Consider the following 14,590-nt stretch of genomic DNA (forward strand, 5'->3'; position numbering starts at 1 on the left):
TCCGGCAAACCTACGCGAGTCGTACTCAGAGCACTCCCGGTAACCAGCGGAGTACAACCTGTGGATACCGATCTGGCATCCTCGACCCGAACAGGCATATCGCACCGGGCCTGTTTTTCATATGGTGTAAGTCCCCGGCGGCGGAGGTGGTTGTGCGCGACCCCTTGGCAGAACCTTCCGACCTGATCCGCAGCGTGTCCCGCGCTCTGCGGGTCCTGGAGTCGGTCGGTCGTGCCCCGAAGGGCCTGACCGTCAAGCAGATCGCCCGGCGGTGCGAGCTGACCGTGGCCACCACCTACCACCTGGTGCGCACACTGGCGTACGAGGGCTACGTGATCCGTCGGGAGGACGGCACGTACATCGTGGGGTTGGAGATCGCCGACCGCTACCGCGAGCTGGTGACCGCGTTCCGCGGTCCGCCGGCGGTCGGAGAGACCCTACGCCGGGCTGCTGTGGACACCGGCTACAGCCACTACCTGGGCCGCTTCGTCGGCGGTCAGGTGGCCATCACAGCGGTCGCCGAGGGGCACCGCTCGCCGTACCTGGAGGATCTGGTCCCCGGCTTCGACGAGGGGGCCCACGCCACCGCCCTCGGCAAGGCCCTGCTCGCCACCCTCACCGCCGAACAACGCTTCCGCTACCTGCGGGAGTACGGCATGCGCGCGTTCACCACGGCCACGCTCACGACCACCGAGACGTTCGAGGCCGACCTGGCCGCCGGGGACCGGCGCGGGATGCAGCTGGAGATGGGGCAGTTCCGCCAAGGGGTGGCCTGCGCGGCGGTGCTGGTCACACCGGACAAGGACATGGAACGCCGGGTCGTGCTGGCCTGTGCGCTGCCGGCCAGCGAGATGATGACCTCGGCGCGGGTCGTCCGGGCCAAGCTGCTCACGGTGGCCCGCACCGTCGCCGACAGCATCGCCGCCGACCACTGACGCCGAGAGGCCCTCCCCCAGGCGGGGGGAGGGCCTCTCGTGGCGGTCCAGCGCCGGACCGCCGGAGCAACGTCAGCTGCCCACCGGGCCGCCGTCCAGGCGCCAGGTGACCACCACGCCCGGCTTCGCGTAGTCGCCGTCCGGCCAGTTGGAGGCCGGGTTCTCCACCGACGCGCCGGTGATCTCACCCGGGTGCTGCACGGCGACGAAGACCGAGCGGTTGTCGCCGGTGATGAACGGGCCGCAGGTCTCCGCGCCCAGCGGCACGGTCAGGAACTGCTTGAGGTGACCCCGCTCCGGGCCCTCCACGGCGACGGCGAAGAGGCCGTCGTTGCTGCCCAGCGCGTTGCCGTCGGTGGAGATCCACAGGTTGCCGGTGGCGTCGAAGGCGACGTTGTCCGGGCAGGAGATCGCGGAGACCTTGGTCTTGTCGTACCCGGAGAAGAACGTCGACGGGTCGGTCGGGTCGCCGCAGACGATCGGCAGTGACCAGGCGAACGTCTCGCCGGTGTTGTCGCCCCGGTCCTCGACGAGCTCCAGGATCTGCCCGTGCTTGTTGGCGTTCCGCGGGTTGGCCTCGTCCGCCTTCGGGTTGCTGCCGACACCCCGGTTGGTGTTGTTGGTCAACGCCACGTACACCTTGCCGGTGAGCAGGCTCGGCTCGACGTCCTCCGGGCGGTCCATCTTGGTCGCGCCGACCTTGTCACCGGCGAGCCGGGTGAAGGTGAGCACGTCGGCGGCGGTCATCCCATCCACGTACGAGCGGTTGCCACTGACCAGCTTGATCCAGCGGCCCCGGCCGTTGAACGCGCCGTCGGTGGGGACCTTGCCCGAGCCGTCGATCTCACCGGCGCTGGTCTGGTCGAGCTGCGCCACGTAGAGCGTGCCGGACTCCAGCAGGGTCAGGTTGTGCTTGCGGGCCACCCACGAGTTCCCCGGCATGAACTTCTTGTCCGAGACGAACTTGTACAGGTAGTCGAAGCGCTCGTCGTCGCCCATGTACGCGACCACGTGGCCGTCCTTGGCCACGATCACGTTCGCACCCTCGTGCTTGACCCGGCCCATCGCGGTGTGCTTGCGCGGGCGGCTCTCCGGGTCGAACGGGTCGATCTCCACGACCCAGCCGAACCGGTGCGCCTCGTTCGGGTGCTTCGCCAGGTCGAACCGCTCGTCCGCCCGCTCCCACTTGCGGCTGCCGCTGGGGTAGCGAGCGGTGGTGGTGATGCCGTAGCGATCGAACTTCGGCTTCAGCTCCGCCGGGGCGGCGTCGGCGCCGACGAAGTACTGGTTGAAGTTCTCCTCACCGGAGAGCACGGTGCCCCACGGCGTCACGCCACCGGAGCAGTTGTTCAGCGTGCCGATGACCGTCCGGCCCTTGGGGTCGGCGGCGGTCTTCAGCCAGGCCGAGCCGGCGGCCGGGCCGGTCAGGTCGAACTTGGTGCTCAGCGCGGTGACCCGCCGGTTGTACGGCCGGCGGCCGTGGTCGACCGGCTTCCACTGCCCGGTGCCGGCGACCCGCTCCAACTCCACCACCGACATGCCGTGCGCGGCCATCGCGGTGCGCAGCTGCTCCACCGAGAGGCCGTCCAGGCCCGGGAAGCCCGGGAACATCAGGTCCTCGTTGGTGTACTCGTGGTTGACCACGAGCAGCGCCCGGTTGCCCCGCTTGTCCAGCGGCAGCACGCCCACGAAGTCGTTGTTGTAGCCGAACTGCTTGGACTGCGCGGCGGCGGTCTGGCCGTGCAGGTTGAACTCCGGCGCGCCCGGTACGACCGGGTCGCCCCACTTGATCACCACGGCGTTGTCGTACCCGTTGGGCACGACCAGGGCGTCCAGCTTGTTCGGCGGGATCGGCTTGAAGCTCAGCGCGCCGCTGCCGACACCGGTGCTGGGACGGCCGAAGGCGAAGGCCTCGGGTACGTCCGGGACCTCCGGGGTGCCGGGGGCGGCCAGGGCCGGAGCCGCGCCGGCCAGCGCGCCGGCCGCCGCACCACCGAAGCCGAGGACGAGCGCGCCGACCGCGCCGGCCCGCACCACGCCCCGCCGGGAGACCTCCGCGTTCACCACGTCTCCGAAGTACGCGTTGTCGGAGGTGTTCGGGACCGGGTGGTCGCAGGCGTTTCCACAGCGGTACAGGCAGGTCATGGCGTCACGGGTGCCATGGCGGGTGGTGTTCAGCAGCGGGAGCAGCCGGGGGCGGTCGCTCATGAAAGGAGCCTCCTGTGCGGATCGGTGGCGCGCGGGATCGTCGGTTCGCCGGGCGTACCTGCCGGACGCTAGGAGGACGTGGTGAGCGGTCGTCGGCCCTGACGTGAACCAGGCGTGAACAACCTCAGCCGGTGGCGGTCGCGCGTAACCCGGCTGACCTCGGTCTGAACCGTTCGGCGTGACCGCACGTATTCCCGAGCGGACGCACCGCCGGACGCGCGCCGGAAGCGAGGAGACCGCCATCAGCGACTATGACGCTCAACTGCTGCGCGCGCTGCACGACGAGCACGCGGAGGCGCTGTACGCGCACGCCCTGCGGCTGGTCAACGGGGATCGGCAGCGGGCCGAGGACCTGGTGCAGGAGACCCTGCTGCGGGCCTGGCGACACCCGGAGTCGCTCGACCCGCGGCGCGGCTCGGTCCGGGCCTGGCTCTTCACCACCGCCCGCAACCTGGCCATCGACGCCTGGCGGCGGCGGTCCACCCGGGTCGGCGAGGTGTTCACCGACGAACTGCCCGAGCCGCCGGATGTGGTCGACGAGGCCGAGCGTGCCGTGGAGGCGTGGACGGTCGCCGAGGCCCTGAACCGGCTCAGCCCGACCCACCGTGAAGTGCTGGTCGAGTGCTTCTACCAGGGACGGTCGGTGGCCGAAGCGGCGTCCCGGCTGGGCGTACCACCGGGAACCGTCAAGTCCCGCACCCACTACGCGCTGCGCTCACTACGGTTGGTCCTGGCCGAGATGGGAGTGACGGGATGACCCAGTGCGAGTTCGCGCACGACGATGGCGCGTACGTGCTGGGTGCCCTGGCCCCCGCCGAGCGGGCGGCCTATGAGCGGCACCTCGCCGGCTGCGCCTCCTGCCGGGAGGCGGTCGCCGAGATCGCCGTCCTGCCAGGGCTGCTCGGCCGCCTCGACCCGGCAGGGCTGGAGCAGTTCCTGCCGCCGCCGGCGCCACCCCGGGTGCCCGCGCTGCTCGAGGCGGCCCGCACCCGCCGGCGCCGCGAACGCTGGGCCATCCGCCGGCGGTACGCCCTGACCGGGCTGGTCGCCGCCGCGCTGGCACTGGTGGTCGGCGCCGGCACGGCCACCGTGCTCCGCGGCACGCCGGGCACCCCGCGCGTCGCCGATTCGCCGGGGCCGCAGGTGTCGATGGTCGCCATGCGACCGGTAGCCACCGCCGGGCCGGTGCACGCCGAGATCGGCCTGACCGGCACCGACTGGGGCACCGAAGTGACCATGCACTGCGGGTACGACCCACGGACGAGCTACGGCAAGGCGTACCCGTTCCGGCTGGTGGCGAAGGGCCCGAACGGCGCCACCGAGCAGGTCGGCTCCTGGCTGGCCGCGCCCGGGGACGACCTCCGCTTCACCGGCGCCACCCGGTTCACCGACGCGGAACTGGTCAGCGTGGAACTTCAACGTGCCGACGGCACGCCGATCCTGACCTTCGCGGTCCCCTGACCCCCGCGCTCCGCGCCCCGCGCCCGCGCTCCGGCGCCCGCGCCCCGCGCCCCGCGCCCGCGATCCGCGCCCGCGCCTCGTCGATCTAGGGCGAAACGTCGTGATCAGAGATCAACTCGCGGTGATACGCCCTAGATCGACGAGGCGAGGTCGGAGATGCGGGCGGCACGGCGGGACTGGTGGGACTGGCGGAGGGCGTCGGCGGTGAAGACGACGAGGGCCAGCCAGACCAGCGCGAAGCCGGCGAGGCGAGCCGGCGGCATCGGCTCGTGGAAGATCAGCACACCGCAGCCGAGCTGGAGGATCGGTGCCAGGTACTGGATCATGCCGAGGCTGGTCAGTGGCAGCCGGTTCGCGGCCCCGGCGAAGAGCAGCAGCGGGATCGCGGTGGCCACACCGGCCAGCACCAGCAGCGCGGTGTGCCCGGCGGAGACGTGCCCGAAGGTCGACTCGGCACGCCGGGTCAGCCAGGCCAGGTAGCCCAGTGCGGGCAGCGCCAGCACCGCCGACTCGACGAAGAGCCCCTCGGCGGCGGGCAGCCCGAGCCGCTTCTTGACCAGGCCGTAGCCACCGAAGCTGAAGGCGAGGGTCAGTGCGAGCCAGGGCAGCCGGCCGTAGTCCACGGTGAGCACGGCGACCGCCGACGCGCCGATGCCCAGCGCCGCCCACTGCGCCGGACGCAGCCGCTCACCCAGCACCGTCACCCCGAGGAGCACCACCACCAGCGGATTGATGAAGTAGCCGAGCGCGGTCTCCACCACCCGGTCGGAGTTCACCCCGTAGATGTAGGTGCCCCAGTTGACCGCGATGAGGGCGGCTGCGACGGCGATCCCGGCCAGCGTGCGTGGCCGGCGCAGCAGCGCCCGGAGGAAGCCGATGTTGCGCAGGGCGGCCAGCAGCAGTGCCACGAAGACCACCGACCAGATGATCCGGTGGGCCAGGATCTCCATCGGGCCGGCCGGTCGCAGCAGCCTGAGGTAGAGCGGGAAGAAACCCCAGAGCAGGTACGCGACGAAGCCGTAGAGGTATCCCAGGCGGAGTGACGTCACGCCCCTACCGTAAGGGGTGAGTCGCCGCCCTGTTCCTTTCCGGTGAGCGGGGTCACCGGCGGTCGCCGATCGAGGTTCATCCAGCGCTCCGGGTGCTCGAGCGGCCCGAAGCCCACCCTCGCGTACACCTCGTGCGCGTCGTTGGTGGCCAGCAGGATCCGGCGTACGCCCAGCTCGGCCAGGTGGTCGCGGACCGCGCCGGCCAGCCAGCCGCCCAGCCCGTCACCTCGGGCGGAGCGGTCCACGTACACGTCGCAGAGCCAGGCGAAGGTGGCACGGTCGGTCACCGCCCGGGCGACCGCCACCTGGCGGCCGTCCCCGGGCCGGTAGACGCCGAACGGCAGCGAGCCGGCGAACGCCCGGGCGACCGTCTCCCGGTCCCGCCCGAGCGCCCAGTACGCGTCGGTGGACAACCAATGGTGCACCCGGGCCAGGTCGAGCCGGGCGGGATCGGTGCTGAGCAGGTGGCCGTCGGCGCGAGTCAGTGCGAACACCCTCGCGACGCTAGCCGTCCCGGCCGGCCCCGAGCCGAGCCAATTCCCGAAGTCTGGTCAGTCCCGGTCGAGCAGGGCACCGAGGACCCAGGTCACGATGCTCACGAAGAGGGCGCCCAGCACGGCGGCCGGCCAGAAACCGTCCACCGAGAACGGCAGGTCGGCCTGGTCGGCGATCCAGCTGGTGAGCAGGAACAACAGCCCGTTCACCACCAGCGCGATGAGGCCCAGAGTCAGCAGGTAGAAACCACAGCCGACGGTCTTGATGATCGGCTGGAGCACCGCGTTCACCACGCCGAAGATGGCCGCCACCAAAATCAACGTGGTGACCGTCTGGATGGCCGAGGTCGACTCCAGCGTGATGCCGGGGATGAGCAGTGTGGCCAGCCAAAAGGCCAGCGCCGTGGTGGCCAGCCGAATCAGCAGCCCTTTCAGGAAACCCATGGCGGGGATCGTGCCACGGACCGACCACCGGCGGAACCCGGCGATCGACGAATATCCGCCGGCTCAGCCGCGTGACGGCCGGCCGATGAGCTGCGACTCGATCGGCGTGGGGGAGAGCAGCGCCCAGCGCAGCGCCCGCCGGTTCACCACGGCCACCATGTCGTCCCGGATCCGGGTCAGCCACTCGGCCGAGCCGCCCAACCCCAGCGCGGCGCCCGCCAGGGCGGCCTCTGTGGAACCCAGTGGTTGCAGCACCGCCAGATCGGCCCGGCTCAGCGCGTCCACGTCGGCCGGCGTCAGCTCGTCCCGGACCACCAGGGTGGCCCGCCACGGCGGCCCCGGCTCGGCCTCGGCCGGCATCGGCCCGGCGTCCACCACCACCAGCAACGGACGCAGCGCGGTGCCCAACCCGTCGGCGACCCGCCGGCCCGGCGGGATCAACGGAATCGTCCCACCCGGTGCGCCCACACCCCGCACGAACGGCTCCCAGGCGCGCGGCCGCGCGGTCTGCACCACGACCAGGGCGCCGAGCGCCATCGCGCGGAGCGCCACCAGTTGGGCGGCGCGCACACCGCCCACCAGCAGCACCCGGGTGCTCTCCGGCCGGAACAGCCGAACGGTGACCGCGCCGCCGTGCCGGTTCGCGCCGACCATCATCCCCGCCTCGCCCAGGGTCAGCTCCCAATCGGCCAGCGCCGGCTGGGCCTGCGCCCCGGGAGCGGCGAGCGCCAGCGGCAGCGTGCTGGCCAGCCCGTCGAGGTGCGCACCGTCGAGCCGGCGCAGCTCCCCGCCCAGACCGCCCACCAGCCGGTCCAGCGTCTCGGCGACCGTCGTCAGCTCGGCCATCGTCGTGGCGGCCAGGCGTACGGTCAGGTCGGTCGGCACCTCCGTGCCCCCGGTGGCCGTCGACGGGCCCGCGCAGATCGACACCGTCGTCGCGGTCGCCGGCAGCGCCAGCAGGCGGGGCACCAACCGGCGAGCAGCCACACCCCGCGCGTCCGGCCAGCGGACCAGTCGGAAGGTGGCCTGGACCAGACCGCCGGAGCGGAGCACGGGCCAGGACTCCCGTACCGGATTGCCGTCGTGGTGGGCCAGCTCGCCCACGACGGCAAGCGCCGCGGGGACGCCGAGCGGCCGCGCGGTCAGCGGCCCGAGCCGGCGGACGATTCGGCGCAGCGTGCCCGCGAGCACCCGGCGCAGGTCCTCCTCGGACCAGCCGTCCACCCGCAGGACCCGGACCGCCAGCACGGCCCGCTCCCGTCCGGCCAGCCGCCCATCGGTGAGTTGCCGGTACGACGTGCCGACCGTGCCGCCCGCCGCCGGGACCGGTGCCGGAGTGCCAGCCAGCAGTAGCTGGATGCGCAGGGGCGGAACGTCCGGGCCGGCCGGGGGCAGCAGCGCGGCCGGTGCGGGGATCGCCCGGGACGCGTCGCCGAGCAGATCGCCGGGGTCGCCGAGCTCCAGCAGCGCCACCATGCCGGCGGTGTCCTCCAGGACGGCGGCCGGGCCACCGGACAACTCCGTCGACCGGACCACCGCGCCCGGGGCGACCAGGTCGAGCAGGTCGGCGGGGCCGGTTGGCCCGGCCAGCGCCCGGCGGCGGGTCAGGTGCCCCACCGCGGTGCCCAGCCACTCGAAGAGCCAACGGCCCTGGACCCGCCCCCAGGCCGCCGCCACCAGCAGCACCGCTACCAGCAGGGCCGCGGCGGTGGCCGGCGCGCCCCGGCCCAGAGCGGCCAGGGCGAGCGCCACCGCCACCTGCGCGGTGACCAGCTGACCAGCGCGTATCCCGGCACACGGACGTCGGGCCAGCGATGCCCAGCGGGTGGCGGGCGACAGGCGCCGCGGCCCGTCCGGCTGGGGAGGACCCGGGTCGGTGCCGGCCGGGCCGACATAGGTCGCCGGTGGCCCGCCCCTTGCGCCGGACGCGGGCCCGACCGGGGGCGGCGGCTGCGGTCCTCCGGTGGTGATCGCCGGCACCGCGCCTCCTCGACCCTGCTGGATGTGCCGTGGCGAGCGGTCGCCCAGCGGCCCGTCACGCGCCGCGACGTGACTGCGGCACATCGTAAGCGACCGATGGCTGTCGTGGTTGTCCACAGGGGATGTGCGGGGGGTAGCAGAACGGCTACCGGGCCGCTACCGTCAGCCACGGAGTTCTTCGCTGACCCGCGTTATCCGAGCTCGACGACCGGGCCACGCGAACTGCGCGCTCCCAGGGCGGGCGCGTCGACGGCCAGTCACGATCGAGGGGACGAGGTGACGTCCGGGTGTCCCAGACCCAGGCAGAAGCCGCGGTGATGCAGCAGACAGCCGCGAAGTTCGAGCAGGTGGATCAGTCCCTGCAGTCCATGTTGACCGGCCTGTTGGCCGAGTTGGAGGTGTTGCAGCAGGCCTGGCGGGGCGCCGGTGGGCGTTCGTTCGAGCAGGTCAAGCAGCAGTGGTCGCAGGACCAGGCCGCGTTGCACCGGGCGCTGCGGGAGACCGCTGGCGCGGTCCGCTCCGCCGGCCGACAGTACGACGTCTCGGACGACGAGGCGGCCAGCCGGGTGGCCGGCACCAACCGCGGCGGCATCCAGCTACCGCTCTGACCTTGCTCGGGAGGGAGATCCGATGGACCACGGTGTGCTCGTCGTCAACTTCGCGGCGCTGCAGCAGGCTGGTGCGGATATTCAGAAGGCGCTAAACACGCTCGACTCGCAGCTCGGGCAACTCGAACGGGACGCCGCACCGCTGGTGGCAAGCTGGACTGGCGACGCCAAGCAGGCGTATGAGCAGCGCCAGGCGCGCTGGCGGTCCGCCTCGCAGGACCTACAAGCGATGCTGCGCGACATCAAGTTGGCGGTGGACGACTCCGCCGCCGACTATCTGGACACCGAAAAGAAGAACACCGGGCTGTTCCAGTGAGCCCGGTCGGCCGGGAGCGCTGACCGTGTCCGGGTCGGTGCCCCGGCCGGGGCAGGTCGGGGCGCAACAAGGCGGGGCAGGGTCAGGCCGGGTCGGCCGGGCGCCAGCGTCGGCGCGTGCCGCGGGGCAGCACCAGCGCGAGCACCACCACGGCGACCGCCGTCGTGCCGATCACCACGCCCACCAGCAGGGCCCGGTCCCGGGCCGTCGCCCGGCGAGCCTGGCGGGCGACCAGCGCAGGGTCGGCCCGATCGTCGGCGAGCGCCGCAACGACCCGAGTGCCGGCGGGCCCGCCGGAGCCGGTCTCGGTGACCGCGCGGTACGGGTTGAGCACGCCAGCGCCATACCCGCCGCCGTGGCCGACACCCGGTGCCGGGTCGGCGGTAGCGATGATCCGTTCCGCCACCTGGGCGGCGGTCAACTCGGGCCGGTACTGGCGCAGCAGAGCCGCGGTGGCGGCCACGAACGGCGTCGCGTAGCTGGTCCCTTCGACCCGATGGTGACCCTGACCGGGCGCGGCGGTCAGCACCTCGCTGCCCGGTGCGACCAGGTCGACGTACGGGCCGATCTGGGAGAAGGACGCCCGCGTGCCGTCCGCCCCGATCGCACCCACCCCGAGCACCCCGTCGTACGCGGCGGGGAACGGGCGCGGGTCACCGCTGTCGTGCAGGTTGCCGGCGGCGGCCACCAACACCACGTTCCGGTCGACCGCGTACCGCACCGCCGAGCGCACGTCTGGATCGTCGGCGTAGAGCACCACGGAGAGGTTCACCACATCCGCGTCGTGGTCCACGGCCCAGCGGATGGCCTGGGCGAACTCGGCGGCGCTGACCGTCCGCCCCGACTCCCGCCCCTGCACCACCTGCTGCTCGCTCACCCGCACCGGCAGGATCCGGACACCGGGCGCCAGCCCGTGAAAGGCGACGCCGGGTCGGAGTTCCGCCGCGATGATGCTCGCCACACCAGTGCCATGGCCGGCGCAGTCCCGGCTGCCGTCCCCGCCGGGGTCGAGCAGGTCGGTGCCGTCCAGCACCCGTCCGGCCAGCTGGGGGTGCACCCGGTCGACACCGGAGTCGACCACCGCCACCGTCACCCCGGCACCCGAGGCCAGCGGCGCGAGCCGTGCGGGGTCGTACCGCTGTTGCGGCCAGGGCAGGGCCGCGACGGGGCGGACAGGGGCGAGTGGAGTCGCGCAGGCGGGTGCCGACCGGAGCGCGGCACCGGCGGGCGGAGCCACCGGGCCGGTCAAAAGGATGGCCGCCAGACCTGCGAGGACGGGGCGCACAATCGACCGAGACATCGACAGCCTCCGTATCGTGTCGGCTCCGAGACGGGATGTTATCGCCTCAACCGCGTCCCGGCAGACCGCCGCCGGCCAGCCATTGTGATCTTGTTACCACCTTGTAGGTTGTACGCGATACCTGTGGCCTGTTCTCGGAAGGGGAGGTGGCCGTGACCGAATGGGAGCCGGCCACGGAGGCCGAGGTGGCGATGCGGGACGCGCTGCGCGCCAACGATCAGGAGCTCTACTTCCGACTCCTGTCCCGCTCCGATCTGCTGTTGCCGGTCTCCACGCCGGCCCTACCCGGTCAGGCGTCGCCCGGCTGGGGCACCTGGACCACCGGTGGCCGCACCCACGTGCTGGCCTTCACCTCCACCGCCGCACTGCGGGCCTGCCTCGGCGACCACGCCGGCACCAGCCGACGCGTCCCGTTCACCGACCTCGCGGTCGGCTGGCCCAACCACGAGTGGTGGCTCGCGGTCAACCCGGGGCTGCCCGTCGAGGGATACCTGCCCGCCTGGTTCGTCTCGCAACTCTCCCGGGGCGACGTCCGGTTGCCGGGCCGCGCCCTGGGAGCCCGCGCCCGGCTGGAGCGGGCCGAGACCCTGGCCCGGAGCCGGTCCGGTACGGCCGGCCGGGACGCCCCGCCCTCCTCGGGGTCGCCGTCGCCCGGGCCCGACCCGACAGTCACTCTGCCGGGGCGCCCCTCGCCGCGCGGCTCGGCGCCCCGGGTGGCCGGCCCGTCGACCTCGGACGCCTCGCCCCGTCAGCCTGGCCCGTCGACCGCGGACGCGTCGCCCCGGCAACCTGGCCCGTCGACCGCGGACGCGTCGCCCCGGCAACCCGGCCTCGGCGAGTTGTTGCGCCCGTCCGGCGGAGAGGACATGCCCGCCGCCGGGCAGCGCTTCCCGACCGGCCCGCCCCGCCGAGGCGGGCCGGGCACCGGGCCCGCAGCCTCGCCGGGCCGGCCCACAGCTTCGCCGGGCTGGCCCACCGCATCCCGGTACGCGCCACTGGCATCCGCCGATCAGCCGGGTGTCGTTCCGGCCGACCGCCCGAGCCTCGGCACGGTCTGGCCACCCGCGAAGCGGCCGGCCGCCGATGTCGACGCCCCGGCTGCCGGCGACGGCAGTGCGCAGGGGGGCCGGCGCTCCTTCTTCGAACCGGCATCCGGCCCGGCCTCCGGCGCGGGGCGGCCCGGCGATCGCGCGGCACCGCCATCCCGGCTCGGGCGGGGCGGCCAGCCCTTCCCGCGTCGCCGTCCGGCCGACGCACCGGGCGAGAATGCGGCCCGGCCCTTCCCGATGCCGGATCCGGACGCCACCCGGCCGCTGCGGCCGCCGCCCGTCGACCCGGGCGCTCCTTCAGGGGCACGAGCACCGGCGATGGGCGACCTGCCCACCCAGCCCTTGCGACCACGCCCACCGAATCCGCTGGCCGAGGAGCCCACCCGCGCCTTCCGGGTGCCCGGTCCGGCCACCGGCGAGCCACTCCAGACCCGGGCCGGGTGGACCGATCTCGGTGCGGAACCGACGCAGGCGATACCGCGTGGTCGACCGGGCGAGCCACGTCGATTCGAGCCGGCGGAGGAGTTGCCAGCGTCCTTGGCGGAGCCGGTCTCCGGCCCTCCCGCGCCGCGCCGTGGCTTCACGCCCATCGTCATCGAGGGCACCATCATCGAGTCCCGCGACCTCACCGATCCGGCCGAGGGTCCCGGCCCGGGCGACGCGGCTCGGCGACCCGGCCCGGAGCCCGTCGCCCCGCCGACGTTCGGCCCATCGGCATTCGGTCCATCGGCGTTCGAGCCGGCATCTTTTGGCCCGCCGTCGTTTGGCCCGCCGTCGTTCGGCCCGCCGTCGTTCGCGCCGGCATCGTCCGATCCGAGCACGTCCGATCCGAGCACGTCCGATCCGAGCACGTCCGATCCGAGCACGTCCGATCCGGGCCCGGCCGACCGGCGCACGCCCGACCCGAGCCCTCCCCGTGCGGCGGGACCGTCCGGCCCGAGCCTTTTCGGTTCGGTCCCGTCCGACCCGAGTCCGCCCGAGGCGATTGCCTTTGGTTCGAGCCCGTCCGGTTCGAGCCCGTTCGACCAGGCGTCGTCGAGTCCGGTGGCCGGGGACGTGAGCGGCGCGCGCACCAACGACCTCGCCGGGGATCCGGACGGTGGCGATCGCGGTGGCACTGGCCTCTGGCCGGGCCGTGTGGACGACGCGGATCGGACCGGTGGTGACGTCGGTCGCGCATCGTTCGACGACTACGACGGGCAGTCGGCACGACCCGCGACGGGCAGCGGCCCAGCGGCGACGCGCGCCGACACCAGCGCCGACGGCCAGCGCGTTCAGGCCAGCGACGACGGCCAGCGCGTTCAGGCCAGGGACGACGGGCAGGGCGTTCAGGCCTACGGTGACGGCCCGCGTGCGTCGGCAGGCGGCGACGGGCAGCACGGGCCAACCGCTGTGCCGGTCGACTTTCAGCCGGCCAACACGGTCGAGGAGGACCTGCTCGGTGCTGCTGGCGCCGGCAGCACGGACACGTTCCTGTCCACGCTGCTGCTGGCCCGGGTCCTGCTGCCGGCAGCTCCGGACTCGGTGCGCGGCAGCCGGCCCGGCGACTCGGGCTTCGTCTGGCGTACGGGTCAGTTGGACGGCGAGACGTACGTGGTGGTCTACACGTCGCCCGAGCGCCTCGCCGACCACGTTGAAGGCGACGTCGACACGGTCGGGGTGAAGTTCGCCCAACTGATCCGGCGCTGGCCGGACGAGGACTGGTCCTTCGCGGTCAACCCGGGCACTCCCGTCGGCGCCAAGCTGCCCGGCGAGCAGATCGTCGCCCTGGCCAACTGGGCTGCCGAGGTGGGGCTCGGCGACGACCTGGAGGTGGACCCGGAGGAGGCACCGGCAGAGGCGGAGCCCACCGCTCGCCCCCGCTACGCCCCGACGGCGGTCGATCCGGCTCAGCCGACGGTGATGCAGAAGGCGATCGCGCCCAGCCAACTCGCGTACTACCTGGAGCGCGGGTACGACCGGGTCTCCGGCTTCGTGCACCGGGCGGGCGAGTTGGCCCACCTGACCACGCCGGCCCAGTTGTACGACGCGCTCGGGCTCAGCTACCCGGATTCGCCGTTCGCCCGGGACGCCGAGGAGATCTACGTGCTGCGCTGGCCGGCGCACCGGCCGAGTCTCTACCGGATTCCGTACGGGGGTCAGAACGAGCCGGCGATGCGGGCCATGGAGGGCTGGGTCATCGAGCGTCCACCGTTCCGGGGCAACGGCTTCGCCCCGGGCGAGAGCAGTGATGTGGTCGCAGAGTTCAAAGTGGACAGCGCGCGTCTGCCGCACGGCGCGCAGCTGTGGCGGGTCGGCGCCGACGGCACCGAACGGGTGGTCGCGGTGCTCGACACGGACACGCTGCTGTGGCGACGGGTCGGTGAGGCGTGATGCGGGACGGCTACGTGGCCCGCTGGCAGGGCCGGGAGTACCAGGCCAGCCCGGACGGCGATGACATCCGGCTGTATCAGCCAGAGCCGGGCGAGGGCTTCGAGGAGCTCCGCACCGGCCGGTACGTGCGGGTGTTGCCGGTGAGCGAGATCGAGGACCTGACGTACGTGCGGACGACCTGCACCTGGAAGGGGCAGCCGTTCATCGTGCTCGGTGAGCACGACGCCTGGCTGCGGGTGGAGTACACGGGTGGCCGCTGGCCCGTCGCCGAGGCGATGCGACTGGAGGTCTTCGATTTCGGCGTCTACCAGGGCTGGGCGCCGGCAGCCGAGGTCACCGACCTGCGGGAGCAGCGGGTCTGAGCGGTCTCGCC

13 protein-coding genes are annotated in these 14,590 nt (G+C 73.2%); 7 read left to right on the top strand and 6 right to left on the bottom strand.

Going from position 1 to position 14,590, the window contains the following annotated elements; all coding sequences use genetic code 11:
* The first annotated feature begins 152 nt into the window (after positions 1-152).
* Entirely contained in the window at positions 153-935 is a 783-nt protein-coding gene (locus tag V6V47_RS20850; RefSeq protein ID WP_334629989.1) for an IclR family transcriptional regulator, read from the top strand.
* A 72-nt stretch (positions 936-1,007) separates the two neighbouring features.
* On the opposite strand, the gene V6V47_RS20855 is transcribed toward V6V47_RS20850, so the two are convergent.
* Entirely contained in the window at positions 1,008-3,143 is a 2,136-nt protein-coding gene (locus V6V47_RS20855; protein WP_334629990.1) for a PhoX family protein, read from the bottom strand.
* A 241-nt stretch (positions 3,144-3,384) separates the two neighbouring features.
* On the opposite strand from V6V47_RS20855, the gene V6V47_RS20860 reads away from it, so the two are divergent.
* Together V6V47_RS20860 and V6V47_RS20865 are read left to right on the top strand one after the other, a co-directional pair.
* Positions 3,385-3,900 (top strand): sigma-70 family RNA polymerase sigma factor, encoded by a 516-nt coding sequence (locus tag V6V47_RS20860; RefSeq protein ID WP_334630037.1) that lies wholly within the window; start codon positions 3,385-3,387, stop codon positions 3,898-3,900.
* Positions 3,897-4,604 carry an anti-sigma factor family protein gene (locus V6V47_RS20865; RefSeq protein WP_334629991.1) on the top strand — a complete coding sequence of 236 codons (708 nt, stop codon included), beginning with the start codon at positions 3,897-3,899 and terminating at the stop codon, positions 4,602-4,604. Before V6V47_RS20860 ends, V6V47_RS20865 begins: the two co-directional genes overlap by 4 nt.
* Positions 4,605-4,735: 131 nt before the next feature.
* On the opposite strand, the gene rarD is transcribed toward V6V47_RS20865, so the two are convergent.
* The 4 genes from rarD to eccE all read right to left on the bottom strand — a co-directional run bounded on the left by rarD (position 4,736) and on the right by eccE (position 8,571).
* Positions 4,736-5,653 (bottom strand): EamA family transporter RarD, encoded by a 918-nt coding sequence (gene rarD / locus V6V47_RS20870; protein WP_334629992.1) that lies wholly within the window; start codon positions 5,651-5,653, stop codon positions 4,736-4,738.
* Complete coding sequence (locus V6V47_RS20875) at positions 5,650-6,147, bottom strand: GNAT family N-acetyltransferase (protein WP_334629993.1); 498 nt, start codon at positions 6,145-6,147, stop codon at positions 5,650-5,652. The genes rarD and V6V47_RS20875 overlap by 4 nt, the downstream gene beginning before the upstream one ends.
* A 57-nt stretch (positions 6,148-6,204) precedes the next feature.
* Positions 6,205-6,591: a phage holin family protein gene (locus V6V47_RS20880; RefSeq protein WP_334629994.1), complete on the bottom strand. Its 387-nt coding sequence runs from the start codon at positions 6,589-6,591 to the stop codon at positions 6,205-6,207.
* A gap of 63 nt (positions 6,592-6,654) precedes the next feature.
* Entirely contained in the window at positions 6,655-8,571 is a 1,917-nt protein-coding gene (eccE, locus tag V6V47_RS20885; RefSeq protein ID WP_442934275.1) for a type VII secretion protein EccE, read from the bottom strand.
* 287 nt (positions 8,572-8,858) lie between these two features.
* Between eccE and V6V47_RS20890 the strand changes: the two genes are divergently transcribed.
* The gene (locus V6V47_RS20890) at positions 8,859-9,179 is read left to right on the top strand and encodes a WXG100 family type VII secretion target (protein WP_334629995.1); all 321 of its coding nucleotides are present in this window, start codon (positions 8,859-8,861) and stop codon (positions 9,177-9,179) included.
* Positions 9,180-9,201: 22 nt separating this feature from the next.
* On the top strand, positions 9,202-9,495 hold the full coding sequence (locus V6V47_RS20895) for a WXG100 family type VII secretion target (RefSeq protein ID WP_334629996.1): 294 nt from the start codon (positions 9,202-9,204) through the stop codon (positions 9,493-9,495).
* Positions 9,496-9,577: 82 nt separating this feature from the next.
* On the opposite strand, the gene mycP is transcribed toward V6V47_RS20895, so the two are convergent.
* The gene (mycP, locus tag V6V47_RS20900; protein ID WP_334629997.1) at positions 9,578-10,795 is read right to left on the bottom strand and encodes a type VII secretion-associated serine protease mycosin; all 1,218 of its coding nucleotides are present in this window, start codon (positions 10,793-10,795) and stop codon (positions 9,578-9,580) included.
* A gap of 152 nt (positions 10,796-10,947) precedes the next feature.
* On the opposite strand from mycP, the gene V6V47_RS20905 reads away from it, so the two are divergent.
* Together V6V47_RS20905 and V6V47_RS20910 are read left to right on the top strand one after the other, a co-directional pair.
* Positions 10,948-14,217: an SseB family protein gene (locus V6V47_RS20905; protein WP_334629998.1), complete on the top strand. Its 3,270-nt coding sequence runs from the start codon at positions 10,948-10,950 to the stop codon at positions 14,215-14,217.
* Positions 14,214-14,579: a hypothetical protein gene (locus tag V6V47_RS20910; protein ID WP_334629999.1), complete on the top strand. Its 366-nt coding sequence runs from the start codon at positions 14,214-14,216 to the stop codon at positions 14,577-14,579. Before V6V47_RS20905 ends, V6V47_RS20910 begins: the two co-directional genes overlap by 4 nt.
* Positions 14,580-14,590 lie beyond the last annotated feature (11 nt).

The organism is Micromonospora sp. CPCC 205539 (assembly GCF_036906815.1).
Taxonomy (GTDB): Bacteria; Actinomycetota; Actinomycetes; order Mycobacteriales; family Micromonosporaceae; genus Micromonospora.